This window comes from Streptomyces inhibens (genome assembly GCF_003389455.1).
Classification (GTDB): Bacteria; Actinomycetota; Actinomycetes; order Streptomycetales; family Streptomycetaceae; genus Streptomyces; species Streptomyces inhibens.
On sequence record NZ_QUAC01000222.1, the window covers coordinates 1 to 16,449 of the forward strand.

At 71.1% G+C, this 16,449-nt stretch carries 13 protein-coding genes; 6 read left to right on the forward strand and 7 right to left on the reverse strand.

Features of this window, described 5'->3' with window-relative positions:
* Positions 1-17 precede the first annotated feature (17 nt).
* Positions 18-665 (reverse strand): GOLPH3/VPS74 family protein, encoded by a 648-nt coding sequence (locus DY245_RS27730; RefSeq protein WP_128509969.1) that lies wholly within the window; start codon positions 663-665, stop codon positions 18-20.
* Positions 662-1,864, reverse strand: a complete 1,203-nt coding sequence (gene fahA / locus DY245_RS27735) for a fumarylacetoacetase (protein ID WP_128509970.1) — start codon at positions 1,862-1,864, stop codon at positions 662-664. The genes DY245_RS27730 and fahA overlap by 4 nt, the downstream gene beginning before the upstream one ends.
* Before the next feature lie 338 nt (positions 1,865-2,202).
* Here fahA and DY245_RS27740 point away from each other — a divergent pair, with 338 nt between their 5' ends.
* The 6 genes from DY245_RS27740 to DY245_RS27765 all read left to right on the forward strand — a co-directional run bounded on the left by DY245_RS27740 (position 2,203) and on the right by DY245_RS27765 (position 10,012).
* Positions 2,203-3,495: a carboxylate--amine ligase gene (locus DY245_RS27740; RefSeq protein ID WP_425329445.1), complete on the forward strand. Its 1,293-nt coding sequence runs from the start codon at positions 2,203-2,205 to the stop codon at positions 3,493-3,495.
* On the forward strand, positions 3,492-4,694 hold the full coding sequence (locus DY245_RS27745; RefSeq protein ID WP_128509972.1) for an FAD-dependent oxidoreductase: 1,203 nt from the start codon (positions 3,492-3,494) through the stop codon (positions 4,692-4,694). The genes DY245_RS27740 and DY245_RS27745 overlap by 4 nt, the downstream gene beginning before the upstream one ends.
* Before the next feature lie 748 nt (positions 4,695-5,442).
* Positions 5,443-6,456 carry a polyprenyl synthetase family protein gene (locus DY245_RS27750; RefSeq protein WP_128509973.1) on the forward strand — a complete coding sequence of 338 codons (1,014 nt, stop codon included), beginning with the start codon at positions 5,443-5,445 and terminating at the stop codon, positions 6,454-6,456.
* A gap of 307 nt (positions 6,457-6,763) precedes the next feature.
* Positions 6,764-8,029 carry a LolA family protein gene (locus tag DY245_RS27755; protein ID WP_128509974.1) on the forward strand — a complete coding sequence of 422 codons (1,266 nt, stop codon included), beginning with the start codon at positions 6,764-6,766 and terminating at the stop codon, positions 8,027-8,029.
* Between the two features lie 95 nt (positions 8,030-8,124).
* A complete protein-coding gene (locus tag DY245_RS27760) occupies positions 8,125-9,153 on the forward strand; it encodes an ABC transporter ATP-binding protein (protein WP_128509975.1) in 1,029 nt (342 codons plus the stop codon).
* Complete coding sequence (locus DY245_RS27765) at positions 9,140-10,012, forward strand: ABC transporter permease (protein ID WP_128509976.1); 873 nt, start codon at positions 9,140-9,142, stop codon at positions 10,010-10,012. Before DY245_RS27760 ends, DY245_RS27765 begins: the two co-directional genes overlap by 14 nt.
* Here the strand turns inward: DY245_RS27765 and rarD are convergent.
* The 5 genes from rarD to DY245_RS27790 form a co-directional block, all read right to left on the reverse strand.
* Complete coding sequence (gene rarD / locus DY245_RS27770) at positions 10,002-10,985, reverse strand: EamA family transporter RarD (RefSeq protein ID WP_128509977.1); 984 nt, start codon at positions 10,983-10,985, stop codon at positions 10,002-10,004. The genes DY245_RS27765 and rarD overlap by 11 nt on opposite strands.
* A 180-nt stretch (positions 10,986-11,165) precedes the next feature.
* Entirely contained in the window at positions 11,166-12,032 is an 867-nt protein-coding gene (locus tag DY245_RS27775) for an SDR family oxidoreductase (protein ID WP_128509978.1), read from the reverse strand.
* 258 nt (positions 12,033-12,290) lie between these two features.
* Positions 12,291-13,385 (reverse strand): 2-oxoacid:ferredoxin oxidoreductase subunit beta, encoded by a 1,095-nt coding sequence (locus tag DY245_RS27780; RefSeq protein ID WP_128509979.1) that lies wholly within the window; start codon positions 13,383-13,385, stop codon positions 12,291-12,293.
* Positions 13,378-15,330 (reverse strand): 2-oxoacid:acceptor oxidoreductase subunit alpha, encoded by a 1,953-nt coding sequence (locus DY245_RS27785; RefSeq protein ID WP_128509980.1) that lies wholly within the window; start codon positions 15,328-15,330, stop codon positions 13,378-13,380. Before DY245_RS27785 ends, DY245_RS27780 begins: the two co-directional genes overlap by 8 nt.
* A 294-nt stretch (positions 15,331-15,624) precedes the next feature.
* Positions 15,625-16,284, reverse strand: a complete 660-nt coding sequence (locus DY245_RS27790) for a response regulator transcription factor (RefSeq protein WP_128509981.1) — start codon at positions 16,282-16,284, stop codon at positions 15,625-15,627.
* Positions 16,285-16,449 lie beyond the last annotated feature (165 nt).

Here is a 16,449-nt window from a genome sequence, read left to right on the forward strand (position 1 = left end):
CCTCCCCGCCCCGCGACCTACACCCCACCCCCCGCCGCGCTCTTGTCGTGCTCTACGGCGCGGTGTGCGGCCTGCGCGGTCCACTCCTCCTTGGTGAGGCGTTTGAGGTCGCGGCGCAGCGGGCGGTAGGCGCCGCCCGGCAGGAGCTTGGTGTCCAGGTCGGTCGCCGCGACGTACGCCGCCAGCAGGCGGGCGCGCCGGTCGGGCAGCCGGGCGTCCACGGCCGCCTTGAAGCGGGCCCTGGCCGGGCCCACCAGGTCCACCGGCCCCGCAGGAAAGCGCTCGTACGGGAAGAGGCCCAGGGCGCGATGGGCCTCCCTGCGCAGCGCGCCGCGCTCCTCCAGCCGTCGCAGGCACAGCTCCTGAACGGCACGGCCGGCGCCGCGCACCCAGCGGTGGGCCCTGGTGCTGCTGGCGCCCTTGGCCGGCCCGGGCAGCGTCGCCAGTGCGCCGTCGAGTATCGGGTCGCCGAGCGGCAGCGGATTGGCCACCCGGAACCGGTCGCCGCGCTCGACGGCGATCCGCCCGGCCTCCTCCAGATCGGCCAGCGCGGCGCCGGCCAGCCCGTACCGCAGGTACTTGGGGTTGTTCAGGGGCCGGCCGCGGACCGGGTCGAGGGCGAGCAGCAGCAGCTCCTCCGGGAGGGTGAGCGGCGGGCCGGTCATGTCGCGGGCAGGACGCGGCCGGTGACCTCACCCAGGCCGATCCGGGCGCCCTCGGGACCCGGCGCCCAGGCGGTGAGGGTGACCTCGTCGCCGTCCTTGAGGTAGGGGCCCTTGCCCTGGGTGAGTTCGAGCAGGCAGCCGAGCTGGTCGGGGTCGGGCCCGGAGACTGTGCCGGAGGCGAACAGATCGCCGGTGCGCAGCGAGGCGCCGTTGACGGTCATATGGGCCAGCTGCTGGGCCGCCGTCCAGTACATGGCGGAGAACGGCGGCCGGGAGACCACCTCACCGTTGATGCGCACCTCGATCCGGATGTCGATGGCGCCGGGCTCCGCGGCCGCATCGTCGAGGTAGGGCAGCAGCGGGAAGTCCCGCGCGGGCGGCGTCGTACGGGCCACGTCGAGGGCGTCGAGCGGGGTGATCCAGGCGGAGACGGAGGTGGCGAAGGACTTGCCGAGGAACGGGCCGAGCGGCACATACTCCCAGGCCTGAATGTCGCGTGCGGACCAGTCGTTGACGAGGCAGACGCCGAAGACATGGTCGCGGAAGGCGCCCAGCGCGACGGGTTCATGGAGCGTGGAGGGCGCGCCGACGACAAAGCCGACCTCGGCCTCGATGTCGAGGCGGGTGGACGGGCCGAAGGTGGGCGTCTCGTCCGCGGGGGCCTTGCGCTGGCCGTTGGGCCGGACCACCGGGGTGCCGGTGACGACGACGGTGCCCGCCCGGCCGTGGTAACCGATCGGCAGATGCTTCCAGTTCGGGGGCAGTGCCGCGTCGTTGGGGCGGAAGATCCGGCCGACGTTGGTGGCGTGGTGCTCGCTGGCGTAGAAGTCGACATAGTCGGCGACCTCGAAGGGGAGGTGCAGTGTGATTCCGGCCAACGGGTGGAGCAGCGGCGCCACTTCGTCGCGGTGTGTCGGGTCGGTCACGGCGGTGTGGACGGCCGCGCGGATCTGCTGCCAGACGGTGCGGCCGGCGGCCAGCAGCGGGTTGAGGTTCGGCGCGGCGAGCAGCTCGGCGTGCGGGTGGATGGCGGCGGGCAGGGCGCTGGGCAGAGCGCTCAGATCGAGGACGTGCGCGCCGTAGCGGACGCCGATCCGGCGCTGTTCGGGCGCTTCGGCCGTGCTGAAGACGCCGTAGGGGAGGTTGTGCGGGCCGAAGGGATCGCCTTCCGCCAGGTCGAACGGGCTCTGCTCGGGCATGGACAGCTCCTCGCGTTCGTCGTCGCCGGTGGGCGGCCGGGCCGGCCGGGGCCTGCTGGTTCCCGGGCCGGTGGCTCTGTCGATCAGAGTACGGCCGGGCACGTCGCGGTGAAGTGGCCTGTGGATAACTCTGTCGACGCGGTCGGCCGGACGAGTGCATGCCGGTCTGACGAGCAGTCGGCGGCCCCGGAGCGCGAACAGGGCGGAGGCGTACGAAGACGGTGGACGCCGCTCCGGCAGTACGCCCCAAGTCTCGGCAATGTCCGGAAAAGTCTTGCCGCACTGCGCAATTCGGGCCTAGCTTCCTTTCCTGGCACGGGCCGGGGTGGGACTGTCCATTGGGGGGACACGTGGCTCGCAGTGGCACACGTCTTGCTGTCGACCGGAGCGTTCCGGGGCTGATCGTGAAGATCGGGGCCTACCCCCTGCATCACGGCGGCGTGGGGGCGATCCGCAGTCTGGGGCGGCTCGGCGTGCCCATGTACGCCGTCACGGAGGACCGATTCACGCCCGCGGCGGCCTCCCGCTATCTCCGCGGCCGCTTCGTCTGGCCGACGACCGGGCGCGAGGAGCCGGGCCTGCTGGTGACGGGGCTGCTGCGGATCGGCCGGCGGATCGGCCGGCCAACGGTGCTGATCCCCACCGACGAGGAGGCCGCCGTGCTGATAGCCGAGCACGCCGAGGCGCTCGCCGGAGCGTTTCTCTTCCCTCGGGTGGCGGCCGGTCTGCCCCGCAGGCTGGCCAGCAAACAGGGGCTGCACGAACTCTGCGCCGAGCACGGCGTGCCCTCGCCGGCCGCCGCGTTCCCCACCTCGTACGCGGATATCGAGGCGTACGCCCGCAAGGCGCGCTTCCCGGTGGTGGCCAAGAACCGCGAGGCGTTCGTACGGCGCAGACGGCCCGCGGTCGCCGGCACGACCCGGATAGAGGGACCGGACCAGCTGCTGGATCTGGCGCGCGACTGGGGCCCGCGGCCGGGCGTGATACTGCAGGAATATCTGCCGCGGGAGCAGGCCGAGGACTGGATCGTGCACGCCTGTTTCGGTGCGGACAGTGCGCCGCTGGCGCTGTTCACCGGCGTCAAGGTGCGCTCCTGGCCGCCGCATGCCGGCATGACGGCCTGCGCGTATGTCGTCGACAACCCCGAACTCGCGGCCATGACCGCGCAGTTCATCAAGCACATCGGGTTCACCGGGACCGCCGACCTGGACTGGCGGTTCGACCGCCGCGACGGCCGCTACAAGCTGCTGGACTTCAATCCGCGGATGGGCGCGCAGTTCCGGCTCTTCGAGAACGCCGCCGGGGTGGATGTCGTCCGTGCCCAGCATCTGGATCTCACCGGGCGCGCCGTCCCCGAGGGTGCCCAGCGGGCCGGCCACCGCTTCGTCGTCGAGAACGTCGATCTGCCCGCACTCCTCGCCTACCGGCACAGCGGCTTCCGCACACCGCACGCTCCGGCGCGGGCCTCCGGCACCGAACTGGCGTGGTTCGCCGGCGACGACCCGCTGCCGTTCTTCACGATGCTCGCGCGGTCCGTCGGGCCGGGCGCCAGACACCTGATGCAGCTACGCCGTACGGGTCGCCGTGCAGGCACCGAGGCACCACAAAAGCAGGGGGAGGAACCGAAGTGAGCACTCCGGTAGCGGTCATCGGGGCCGGCCCGTACGGCCTGTCCACGGCCGCGCATCTACGGGCGCGCGGCCTTCCGGTGCGGGTCTTCGGCCGGCCGATGGTGAGCTGGCAGACGCAGATGCCCGCGGGCATGCTGCTCAAATCGACGCCCGCGGCCTCCACCATCGACACCCCGCGGGCCGGGCACACCCTGGGCGACTTCTGCGCGGCCACGGGGGAGCGGCGCTACGAGTCGGACTGGGACATCATCCCCGTCGAGACCTTTGTGCGGTACGGGCAGTGGGTGCAGCAGCGACTGGTCCCCGACCTGGAGCAGGTCCGGGTCGTCTCGGTCGACCGGCGGGCCGACGGCTTCGAGCTGAAGCTGGACAGCGGTGAGCAGTTCGGCGCGCGGGCCGTGGTCGTCGCCACGGGCCTGAGCGGGCTGGCCCATCTGCCGCCCGAACTTGCCGCGGCGGTCCCGGACGGCCCGTCCGCCACCGGTCCCGTCTCGCACAGTTCGCAGCACCACGATCTGTCGGCGCTGGCCGGCCGGGACGTGGTCGTGATCGGCGCCGGGCAGTCGGCGCTGGAGAGCGCGGTGCTGCTCGCCGAGGCGGGCGCGGCATCCGTACGGGTGGTGGCGCGCGGGCCCGCGGCGGTCGGCTTCGGGGCGCCGCCGGACCGCCAGCCCCGCCTGCGGCCGCCGTCGCCGTTCGGCAACGCCTGGTCGCTGTATGCGCTGAGCTACCACGCCGGGGCGTTCCGCCATCTGCCGGTGCCCGCGCGGCGGTATCTGGTGCGGCGGGTGCTCGGCCCGCTGGGCGCGTGGTGGCTGCGGGACCGTTTCGCCGGCCGGGTGCAGGTCACGCAGGGCCGGCGGATCGTACGGGCGAAGGTCCGCGACGGCCGTCCCGTACTGGCGCTGCGCGGCGCCGACGGGCAGGGCGGTGAAATCGCTGCCGACCATGTGCTGGCCGCGACCGGCTACCGGATGGATCTGGCGGCGCTGGACTTCCTGGGCCAGGGGCTGCGCACCGAGCTCGTGGCGCGGGCCGGCGGGCCCCTGCTGGACGCCGGCTTCGGCTCGTCCGTACCGGGGCTCTACTTCACGGGGCTGCCGGCGGCCGCCTCGTTCGGCCCGGTGATGCGCTTTGTGTGCGGCACGGAGTTCGCCTCGCCGCGGCTGGCGCGGGCGGTGGCGCGGGCGTACGGGTGAGGCCGGGGGCGCCCGCGAAGGGCGCCCCCGCCCGTGGTCCGGTGCCCGGCACGTGGAAGTTGCCCTGCTCCGCGGTGATTTCGGCGGAGGCGGCTCTGTACGTACCGGACCGGATCGGGCCGGACCAGGCCGGGCGTCAAGCCGACCGCCGGACCCGACCGGGCGCCGTACCGACCGCTGCGGCCGAAAACCTCAGGTGCCGGCCCACTTTCCGGCCGAGCCGGCCGATGACCAGTGGGGCGGGGAGGGCGCCGACGATGGTGCCCATGTAGGGGAGGGCGCAACCGGTGTCGCGGCTCTCGTCGTCGGCGGCGTGGAGCCTGCCGACCCACCGGCCGACGTGGACACATCCGGCCTGAGCAGGCCCGTACCGGCGATGAATCAGCCGCAAGTCGTCAGCCCCGGGCTGCCGTGGGCCACCTTGTCGGCGCAGAAGGCCAGAATGGCCTGAGCGGCCCGCAGGGATGGCCGAAGGGCGAGTGGTCCGCGCGGATATTCAGCTCTCCGGTCACAACTGTGGATCCGGGAGCGTCCGGGGATTAGCTTGCCTCTGCTGTGCCCGCTCTCCCACGTCAACCCGGATCAACAGGTGACCCACAACATATCGGCCGGGGGCCGCAGTGCTTCCCGGGTGGTTCGGGGGGCGGGCGCTCATGTTGATCGAACTGCGACCGGATACGCTGGCCAGTGGTGGAGACAGCGACAGATCGACATTCCGTTTGATCGTCAGCAGACAGGAGTACCCCTCGTGACCGTCGTCGGGCCCTTTGGGCTGAGCGTGCGGGACCAGGCTCTTGAGGCCGATGTCCAGGCCGGGTTGGCGGCTGTCGAGGAGGGCCTGCTGGAGGCCACCAAGAGCGACGTGCCGTTCATCACCGAAGCCGCGCAGCACCTCGTGCGCGCGGGCGGCAAGCGGTTCCGCCCGCTGCTGGCCATGCTGGCCGCCCAATTCGGTGACCCCTACAGCCCGGGCGTGGTGCCCTCCGCCGTCGTGGTGGAGCTGACGCATCTGGCGACGCTCTACCACGACGACGTGATGGACGAGGCCGATGTGCGCCGCGGCGTGGCCAGCGCCAACGCCCGCTGGGGCAACTCCGTCGCGGTGCTGACCGGCGACTTCCTGTTCGCCCGTGCCTCGCACATCCTCGCCGACCTCGGGCCCGAGGCGGTCCGGATCCAGGCCGAGGCGTTCGAGCGCCTGGTGACCGGCCAGATCCTGGAGACCGCGGGCCCGCGCGACGGCCGTGACCCGGTCGACCACTACCTGGACGTCCTCGCCGGCAAGACCGGCTCGCTGGTCGCCGTCGCGTGCCGCTTCGGCGCGATGATGTCGGGCGCCGAGGAGTCGATGGTCAACATCCTCACCCAGTACGGCGAGCGGCTGGGCACCGCCTTCCAGCTGGCCGACGACGTCCTGGACATCGCCAGCGACTCGCACGAATCGGGCAAGACGCCCGGTACGGACCTGCGCGAGGGCATCCCGACGCTGCCGGTGCTGCGTCTGCGGGCGCGGGCCGAGAGCAGCGCCGGCACGCCCGAGGACCGTGCGCTGTGCGAGCTGCTGGCCGGTGACCTCACCGACGACGGCCGGCACGCCGAGGCGCTGGCCGGGCTGCGCGCCCACCCCGCGCTCGAAGAGGCCCGCCGGGACACCGTGCGATACGCGGAGGAGGCGCGCACGACGCTGGCGCCGCTGCCGTCGTGCATGGCCAAGGAGGCCCTTGAGGGGCTCTGCGACGCCGTGGTGCACCGGGCGGGCTGAGCCGGGCGAGAGAGCCGGGCGGGCCGTTCCGCGGCAGGCCGGCGCCCAGGGTCTGTCCCCTTGTCCCCTAGGGCGTGCCCCCTTGTCCCCTAGGGAGTGATCAGACTCCCGTCGTACGGGGATCGTCCTGAGGTGACCGGGCGTCATCCCTCAGCAGTAGGACGAGTTGCTCCCGCGGGCTGACGCGATGTGCCGGGCGATTTGGTGAGATGGAAGGCATCAGAGCGCGGCGGACAGGTCACCATGAACCCCAGGGGTGGGCAAGTGGACAGCGCAGCAGCCGCCGCATACGACGGAGGTAGGGCAGATGCCACGGAACGAACCGACAGAGGGCACCGGCGAATGGGACGGGGGGCGCTCCCCGGGGCGCCGTAAAGCGGTGCGGTACGCCGTGCCGGTCGCGGTGGCAGGGGTGGCGGCGGCGACGATCGGGCTGGTCCCGGCGTTCGCCGGATCCGGTTCTCCGGACCTGCCGAAGATCTCGGCACAGGACCTGATAGCCAAGATCGCCAAGTCGGATGTCCAGCAGCTCTCCGGCACGGTCCGGGTCAGCACCGACCTCGGTCTGCCCTCGCTGCCGGGCATCGGCGGCGGAGCCGGCGGCTTCGGCGGCGCCCCGGGCGGCGGCGAGAAGAGCAAGGACGGCGCCTCCGCGGAGCCCCAGAGCAAGCTGATGGAGCTGGCGTCCGGTGCGCACACGCTGCGCGTCGCCGCCGACGGCCCCGAAAAGCAGCGGGTGTCGATCGTCGACAAGACCGCCGAGTACAGCCTCATCCACAACGGCAACGAGGTCTGGGCGTACGACAGCGGCAGCAACACCGCCGTCCACAACACCGCGCCCGAGGGCCGGCACGGCAAGCAGCACCGGGCCCCCAAGGACCTGCCCGAGGACCTGAAGAACGCCACCCCGCAGGACCTCGCGAAGCAGGCCCTGAAGGCGGCCGGTGACACGACCTCGGTCACCGTCGACGGCACCGCCAGGGTCGCCGGACGGGACGCCTACCAGCTGCTGATCAAGCCCAAGCAGGCCGCCTCGACGGTCGGCTCGATCCGGATCGCGGTGGACGCCGCCAACGGCGTCCCGCTGAAGTTCACGCTGACCCCCAAGAGCGGTGGCGCGGCCGCCATCGACGCCGGCTTCACCGAGGTCGACTTCGCCAAGCCCGCCGCGAACACCTTCTCCTTCACCCCGCCCAAGGGCGCCAAGGTCGTCGACGGCGACAAGGAGCGGGCGAAGGCACAGCGCGAACACGGCAAGGACTTCACGTCCCGCAAGGACATGAAGGACTTCAAGAAGGACATGGGCGGGCTGAACGTCCTCGGCAAGGGCTGGACGTCCATCGCCACGATCAAGGGCGCCGGCTCCGGCCTGCCCTCCGGCAAGGACCAGGGCCCCGGCGGCGACGCCGGCAAGTTCCTGGACAGCCTCGGCGACAAGGTGAACGGCTCCTTCGGCTCCGGCCGGGTCTTCAGCACCCGCCTGGTCAACGCCCTGATCACGGACAACGGCACGATCTACGTCGGCGCCGTCGACAAGCAGGCCCTGATCGACGCGGCCGACGCCGCCAAGTAACGGGCCACCGCAGTAAGCGAGGGACCGCCGCGCCACCCGATCCGCGGGTGGCGCGGCGCGGCCCGCAGGCCATTCGTACGACGTTGGGGGAGCCGATGCCACAGCCGCCCGCCACGGCGCCCGAGCACCCACCGTCCGGGGAGCGGGCGATCGAGACGCGCGGGCTGACCAAGGCGTACCGCGGCGGCCAGCTCGCCGTCGACGGCCTGGACCTGGTCGTACCGCGCGGCAGCGTCTTCGGCTTCCTCGGCCCCAACGGCTCCGGCAAGACCACCACCATCCGCATGCTGATGGGTCTGATCGACGCGACCGCCGGCAGCGCCCGGGTGCTCGGGCAGCCGATGCCCGCCGCGAGCCGCCGGGTGCTCCCCAAGGTCGGCGCGCTCATCGAGGGCCCGGCGCTCTACGGCTACCTCAGCGGCCGCGACAATCTTTGGCGCTTCGACGCCGCCGACCCCGTCGCCGATCCCCGTACGCGCGGTGAGCGGGTCGGCCGCGCACTGGAGCGGGTGGGCCTGGGCGCCGCGGCCGGCAAGAAGGCGCGCGCCTACTCCCTCGGCATGAAACAGCGCCTCGGGCTGGCCGCCGCGCTGCTCCAGCCCCGCGAGCTGCTGGTGCTCGACGAGCCGACCAACGGCCTGGACCCGCAGGGCATGCGGGAGATCCGCGCCCTGGTCCGCGAGCTGGCGGCGGACGGCACCACCGTCTTCCTCTCCTCCCACCTCCTCGACGAGATCGAGCAGGTCTGCACCCATGCCGCGGTGATGGCCCGCGGCCGGCTGATCACCCAGGGCACGGTCGCCGACCTCTCCGCCACGGTCCTCGACTCGCGCGGCCACGGCAGGCTGACGGTGACCACCCCCGACGCGGCGGATGCCGTCCGCGTCCTGAAGGAGCACGGTGTGACCGACCTTCAGGTCGCCGACGACCGGGTGACGGGCGAGCTGCCGGCCTGCGCCGCGCCTCCGGCTGGGCCGGACGATCAGGCGCCGCTGGAGCTGGCGGATCTCAACGCCGCGCTGGTGCACGCCGGCGTCCGGGTCCGCGCCTTCGGCACCGCACGCGCCTCACTGGAGGACGTCTTTGTGCAACTGACCGGGGAGGGCTTCGATGTCGCAGGCTGAGGCGGTGCCGCGCCGGCCCCGACCGCTGTGGTCGCTGGGTCTGCTGCGCAGCGAGATCGGTACGACCTTCCGGCGCTGGCGCACCCTCGCGCTGCTGGCGGTGCTCGCGGGCGTACCGATCCTGGTCGGTATCGCCGTCAAGATCGAGACCGGCGGCAGGCCGGGCGGTGGCGGTGGCGGCGAGGTCGGCCCGGCGTTCATCTCCCAGGTCACCAACAACGGCCTCTTCCTGGTCTTCACCTCGCTCGCGGTGACGCTGCCGTTCTTCCTGCCGATGTCCATCGGCGTGATCGCCGGCGACTCCATCGCCGGCGAGGCGCACGGCGGGACGCTGCGCTATCTCCTCGTCGCCCCCGCGGGCCGCACCCGTCTGCTGCTGGTCAAATACGCCACCACCCTGACGTTCTGCCTGGTGGGCACCCTGGTCGTGGCGCTCTCCGCCTTGGCGACCGGCGCGCTGCTCTTCCCCCTGGGCGATGTCACCCTGCTCTCGGGCACGTCCATATCCTTCGGCGAGGGGCTGCTGCGGGCGCTGGCCATCGCCTGTGCGGTGGCGCTGTCCCTCGTCGGGGTGGCCGCCGTCGGCCTGTTCATCTCGACGCTCACCAGCAGCGGTATCGCCGCCATGGCGACCACGGTCGGGCTGCTGATCACCGTGCAGATCCTGGACACCATCCCGCAGCTGGACGCCATCCAGCCGTATCTCTTCCCGCACTACTGGCTGTCCTTCGCGGACCTGCTCCGCGACCCCGTCTACTGGGACCAGTTGCAGAAGAACTTCGGCCTGCAGGCGCTGTACGCGGTGGTGTTCGGCTCGGCGGCCTGGGCGCGGTTCACCACCCGCGACATCACGGCTTGAGGCCGGGAGCCTCCGGCGCCGCGAGCTGCGCCGCCTCTGCCGCGGCCACCTCGGCCGCGCGGGCACCGGCGGCGGCCAGCTCGGTCCGCGCCCGCCGTGCGGTCCGCAGCGCGTCCCAGGTCAGCACGGCCAGAGCCACCCACACCAGCGCGAACCCGGCCCAGCGCTCCGGCGGCATCGCCTCGTGGAAGACCGTGAGCCCCAGCACGAACTGAAAGGTCGGCGCCAGATACTGCATCATCCCGATCGTGGTCAGCGGCAGCCGTACCGCCGAGGCGCCGAAGCAGATCAGCGGTATCGCCGTCGCGATACCGCAGGCCGAGAGCAGCAGCGCCTGGCCCACCCCGCCGGTGGTGAAGCTGGACTCGCCGTGCACCCCGAGATAGATCAGGAAGCCCAGTGCGGGCAGCACCTGCATGGCCGTCTCGGCGCTGAAGCCCTCGATGCCGTCGAGCTTGATGCCCTTCTTGATCAGCCCGTACGTCGCGAACGAGAAGGCCAGCCCGAGGGCGATCCAGGGCACCTTGCCGTAGGCGACGGTCATCACGAGGACGGCAAGCGTGCCGACCGCCACCGCCGTCCACTGCAGCGGCCGGAGCCGCTCGCGCAGCACGAGTACGCCGAAGGCGATGCTGACCAGCGGGTTGATGAAGTAGCCGAGCGAGGCCTCCAGGACGTGCCCGGCGTTGACCGCCCAGATGTAGAGAAACCAGTTCGTCGAGATGACCACGGCGCAGACCAGGATCAGCCCGAGCCGCTTGGGCTGCCGCAGCAGCGGGCCTATCCAGGCCCAGCGGCGCAGCACGGCCAGGATGGCGACGGCGACGGGCAGTGACCACACCATGCGGTGGGCCAGGATCTCGGACGGCGTGGCGGCGCCCAGCAGATGCCAGTAGAGCGGCAGCAGCCCCCACATGGTGTAGGCGGCGAAGCCATAGGCGAGTCCGGCGCGCTGATCGCTTCGAGGCTGCAAGGGACCCTCCTGATGATGCTTCGTCGACCCTGTGCAAGGTAGCGCCGTACGACCCCCGTGTCATGCCCGTTCCGAAATACGGTCATGACAGGGGCTGCGCGACGGGTATCGCTTCAGGCCGGCAGCCGCTTCAGGCCGGCAGCCGCTTCAGCCCGGGATCCCCTCAGGCCGGGAGCCGCCTCAGGCCGGCAGCTGTTTCAGCGCGTCCGCGATCGACTCGGCGATCGGTGTGGTCGGGCGGCCGAGGAGCCGGGACAGATCGCCGGGCGTCGCGGCCAGCTCGCCGCGGGCGATCCCCGCGTCCGCATCGGCGACCATCTGCGCCCCCAGCGCCGGTACGCCCGCCTTGACCATCAGCGCCACATACCGCTCCGGCGGCAGATCGTTGTACGGGATCTTCCGGCCGGTCTGCCGGGACACCTCGGCGGCGTACTCGGCCATCGTCCAGGCGGTGTCCCCGCTCAGCTCGTACACCGCGTTCTCATGGCCGCCGCCGGTGAGAACGATCGCGGCCGCCTCGGCATAGTCCCGGCGCGCGGCGGTGGCCACCCGGCCCTCGCCCGCGCTGCCGACCACCGCGCCGATCTTGAGGGTGGTGGCGAGCGCCCCGGTGTAGTTCTCGTGGTACCAGCCGTTGCGCAGCAGGCAGTACGGCACCCCGGACGCAAGCAGCGCCTGCTCGGTGGCGATGTGCTCCTCGGCGATGGAGAAGGTGGCGGTCGGCCCGCCCAGCACGCTGGTGTACGCCAGCAGCCCGACGCCCGCCTCCCGTGCGGCGTCGATGACGGCGCGGTGCTGGGTGAGGCGCTGCCCGGCCTCGTTGCCGGAGATGAACAGCACCCGGTCGCCGGCCGCGAAGACCCCCTGCAGCGTCTCGGGCCTGCCATAGTCCGCGATCTTGATTTCGACCCCGCGGGCGGCGAGGTCGGCGGCCTTGGCCCGGTCCCGTGCGACCGCGACGAGGTCACCCGGACCGGTGCGCTTCAGCAGTTCCTCGATGACGAGCCGGCCGAGCGCCCCGGTGGCGCCGGTGACGACGATGCTCATGTCCTGCCCCCTGGCGGTTGGCTGGCCGCCAGCATGGCACTCGCACCTGACGCGCAGAAGAGACGCGCCGTGCATCAGATGAACACGACGTACGACGACCGAGGACGGCGTACGAGGACGAAGAACGCCGGCCCGGCCGGCTCGGGTCGGCCCGCGGGTGCCCGGAACGCCGAAGCGGGTGCCCGTACGGGGACGCCATGGGACGTTCCTTCCGTACGGACACCCGCGGGGAAACCCTTGGGGCAGGCGGACCGGTCGTCAGCCGACGACCGTCCAGGTGTCATTGCCGGTCAGCAGGGTGGCGAGATCGCCCTTGCCCTTCTGCTCGATGGCCTCGTCCAGCTGGTCGGACATCAGGGTGTCGTAGACCGGCCGGTCGACACTGCGCAGCACACCGATGGGGGTGTGGTGGAGGGTGTCGGGGTCGGCGAGCCGGGAGAGCGCGAAGGCCGTGGTGGGCGAGGGGCTGTGCGCGTCATGCACCAGCACTCCGCCCGTGCCCTCCTCCTCTACGTCGATGACCTTGAGGTCGCCGGTGGCCGGGTCGCGGACCACGCCCTTGGAGCCGAGGCCGTCGGGGGCCGGGGCGCCGAAGCGGATCGGCTGCCCGTGCTCCAGGCGGATGACGGCCTCCTCGGCCTTCTCCTTGTCCTTGAGGACCTCGAAGGCGCCGTCGTTGAAGATGTTGCAGTTCTGGTAGATCTCCACCAGCGCCGTGCCGGGGTGGGCGGCGGCCTCGCGCAGCACCGAAGTGAGGTGCTTGCGGTCGGAGTCCACCGTGCGGGCCACGAACGACGCCTCGGCGCCGAGCGCCAGCGAGACCGGGTTGAACGGCGCGTCCAGCGAGCCCATCGGCGTCGACTTGGTGATCTTGCCGACCTCTGAGGTGGGGCTGTACTGGCCCTTGGTCAGACCGTAGATCCGGTTGTTGAACAGCAGGATCTTGAGGTTGACGTTGCGCCGCAGGGCGTGGATGAGGTGGTTGCCGCCGATGGACAGCGCATCGCCGTCGCCCGTGACGACCCATACGGACAGATCGCGCCGGGAGGAGGCCAGGCCGGTGGCGATGGCCGGGGCGCGGCCGTGGATGGAGTGCATCCCGTAGGTGTTCATGTAGTACGGGAAGCGGGAGGAACAGCCGATGCCGGAGACGAAGACGATGTTCTCCTTCGCCAGGCCGAGCTCGGGCATGAAGCCCTGCACGGCGGCGAGGACGGCGTAGTCACCGCAGCCGGGGCACCAGCGCACTTCCTGATCGGACTTGAAGTCCTTCATGGACTGCTTGGCGTCGGCCTTGGGCACCAGGGAGAGCGCCTCGATCTGTGAGGAGCTCTCCGAGATCGTCTCAGTCATTGATGGCCTCCTTAAAGACCTCCGCGAGCTGCTCGGCCTTGAACGGCATTCCGCTGACCTGGGTGTGCGAGCGCGCGTCCACGAGGTACTTGGCACGCAGCAGAGTGGCGAGCTGTCCGAGGTTCATCTCCGGCACGATCACCTTGTCGTAACGCGCCAGCACCTCGCCGAGATTCCGCGGGAGGGGGTTGAGGTGGCGCAGATGGACCTGTGCGATGCGCTCCCCTGCGCCCCTGACGCGCCGTACCGCCGCGGTGATCGGTCCGTACGTCGAACCCCACCCCAGGACAAGGGTGCCCGCACCCTGGCCGTCTTCGTCGGCGGGGTCGTCGACCTCGATGTCGGGGACCTCGATGCCGTCGATCTTCGCCTGGCGGGTGCGCACCATGAAGTCGTGGTTGGCGGGGTCGTAGGAGATGTTGCCGGTGCCGTCCTGCTTCTCGATGCCGCCGATGCGGTGCTCCAGGCCCGGCGTGCCCGGCACCGCCCAGGGGCGGGCCAGCGTCTGCTCATCGCGCTTGTAGGGCCAGAAGACCTCGGTGCCGTCCGCCAGCTGGTGGTTGGGGCCGGAGGCGAACTGCACGCGCAGATCGGGGAGTTCATCGATGTCGGGGATCCGCCACGGCTCGGAGCCGTTGGCCAGATAGCCGTCGGAGAGCAGGAAGACGGGGGTGCGGTACGTGAGCGCGATACGGGCCGCGTCCAGCGCCGCGTCGAAGCAGTCGGCGGGAGTCTTGGGCGCCACGATCGGCACCGGCGCCTCGCCGTTGCGCCCGAACATCGCCTGGAGCAGATCGGCCTGTTCGGTCTTCGTCGGCAGGCCCGTCGAGGGCCCGCCGCGCTGGATGTCCACGACCAGCAGCGGCAGTTCGAGGCTGACCGCGAGACCGATGGTCTCCGACTTCAGCGCCACGCCCGGGCCGGACGTCGTCGTCACCGCAAGCGCGCCGCCGAACGCCGCGCCCAGCGCCGCGCCGATACCGGCGATTTCGTCCTCCGCCTGGAACGTCCGCACACCGAAGTTCTTGTGCTTGGACAGCTCGTGCAGGATGTCGGAGGCCGGGGTGATGGGGTACGAGCCCAGGTACAGCGGCAGATCGGCCTGCTTCGATGCGGCGATCAGCCCGTAGGACAGCGCGAGGTTCCCGGAGATATTGCGGTACGTGCCGGTCGGGAAGGCCTTCGTCGCCGGCGCGACCTCGTACGAGACCGCGAAGTCCTCGGTCGTCTCACCGAAGTTCCAGCCGGCCCGGAACGCCGTGACGTTCGCCTCCGCGATGTCCGGCTTCTTGGCGAACTTCGCGCGCAGGAACTTCTCGGTGCCCTCGGTCGGCCGGTGGTACATCCACGACAGCAGCCCCAGCGCGAACATGTTCTTGCTGCGCTCGGCCTCCTTGCGGGAGAGCCCGAAGTCCTTGAGCGCCTCGATCGTCAGCGTGGTCAGCGGCACCGGATGGACGTTGTAGGCCGCCAGCGAGCCGTCCTCCAGCGGACTGGTCGCATAGCCGACCTTCGCCATCGGCCGCTTGGTGAACTCATCGGTGTTGACGATGATCTCCGCGCCGCGCGGCACATCCGCGAGATTCGCCTTCAGGGCGGCCGGGTTCATCGCGACCAGCACATTCGGTGCGTCACCGGGCGTGAGGATGTCGTGGTCGGCGAAGTGCAGCTGGAAGCTGGAGACACCCGGCAGGGTCCCGGCGGGGGCCCGGATCTCGGCAGGGAAGTTCGGCAGCGTCGACAGGTCGTTACCGAACGAAGCCGTCTCGGACGTGAACCGGTCTCCGGTGAGCTGCATTCCGTCACCGGAGTCACCGGCGAACCGGATGATCACGCGGTCCAGGCGTCGGACTTCTTTGCCTTCGCCGCCGTTACCAGAAGCGCGCTGTTCCGCGACAAGCGCTGCGTCGGTCTGCTCGGCTGGGCTACTGACCTGGCTGGTCACTGCTTCGGACCTCCCTCGAGGGGTGCGGCTTCCCCGCCGGAGGCAGGGCTCGGGACGTGTCGTACCGACCGGTTGTCCCATAACCATCGTACGTGGGTAAGGGTGGCCTTCCCTGGGTCGATCGGATGGTGGACGTCTGGATGCGACACCAATCTGGTGTGTTTTGTCATGAAATCACCACCCCCGTGACCGCTTGTTCATGACGCTCCGGACTCCTCCATTGGTTCTACGCCCAAAGTCCTGGACCCTGGTCGATATCCCCTCAACCTGCTCATCTGACAGGGTGTCAGATTCTCAGGAGTTGAGATAGGTGAGCACGGCAAGCACCCGGCGGTGATCCCCGTCACTCTGCGACAGGCCCAGCTTCAGGAAGATATTGCTGACGTGCTTCTCGACCGCACCGTCGCTGACCACGAGCTGCCGGGCGACCGCGGAGTTCGTCCGGCCCTCGGCCATCAGTCCCAGCACCTCCCGCTCCCGGGGCGTCAGATTGGCCAGCACATCCTGCTTACGGCTGCGGCCCAGCAGCTGCGCCACCACCTCCGGGTCCAGCGCGGTCCCGCCCTCGGCGACCCGGACCACCGCGTCGACGAACTCCCGCACCTCGGCCACCCGGTCCTTGAGCAGATAGCCGATGCCCCGGCTCGAACCGGCCAGCAGCTCCGTGGCGTACTGCTCCTCGACGTACTGCGAGAGCACCAGCACCCCCAGGTCGGGGTGGTCCCGGCGCAGCCGGATCGCGGCCCGCACCCCCTCGTCGGTGTGCGTCGGCGGCATCCGTACGTCCGCCACCACCACATCCGGCAGCGCGCCCTCGTCCGCCAGCTCCCCGATCGCCTTGATCAGCGCTTCGGCGTCCCCCACACCTGCCACGACCTCGTGTCCCCGGTCCGTGAGCAGCCGGGTCAGGCCCTCCCGAAGCAGCACCGAATCCTCGGCGATGACCACCCGCACCTTGTCCTCCACGACTCAGATTCCCTCAGGCCTCTTCAGACCCACCCTGCCAGCCCCCAGCATCCCAGCATCCGGACTGGTCCGGAGCGGGTGACGGGGATTGGCCGGTGATCAGGGGTGGGGAAGGAGGCGGGGTGGGGCTGAGGGTGGGGTCGGGGTCGGGGG

Coding starts and splice junctions, on each gene's coding strand:
- fahA (WP_128509970.1), bottom strand. CDS start 1,864: ATGCCCGAGCAGAGCCCGTTCGACCTGGCGGAAGGCGATCCCTTCGGC.
- DY245_RS27760 (WP_128509975.1), top strand. CDS start 8,125: ATGCCACAGCCGCCCGCCACGGCGCCCGAGCACCCACCGTCCGGGGAG.
- DY245_RS27755 (WP_128509974.1), top strand. CDS start 6,764: ATGCCACGGAACGAACCGACAGAGGGCACCGGCGAATGGGACGGGGGG.
- DY245_RS27775 (WP_128509978.1), bottom strand. CDS start 12,032: ATGAGCATCGTCGTCACCGGCGCCACCGGGGCGCTCGGCCGGCTCGTC.
- DY245_RS27780 (WP_128509979.1), bottom strand. CDS start 13,385: ATGACTGAGACGATCTCGGAGAGCTCCTCACAGATCGAGGCGCTCTCC.
- DY245_RS27730 (WP_128509969.1), bottom strand. CDS start 665: ATGACCGGCCCGCCGCTCACCCTCCCGGAGGAGCTGCTGCTGCTCGCC.
- DY245_RS27765 (WP_128509976.1), top strand. CDS start 9,140: ATGTCGCAGGCTGAGGCGGTGCCGCGCCGGCCCCGACCGCTGTGGTCG.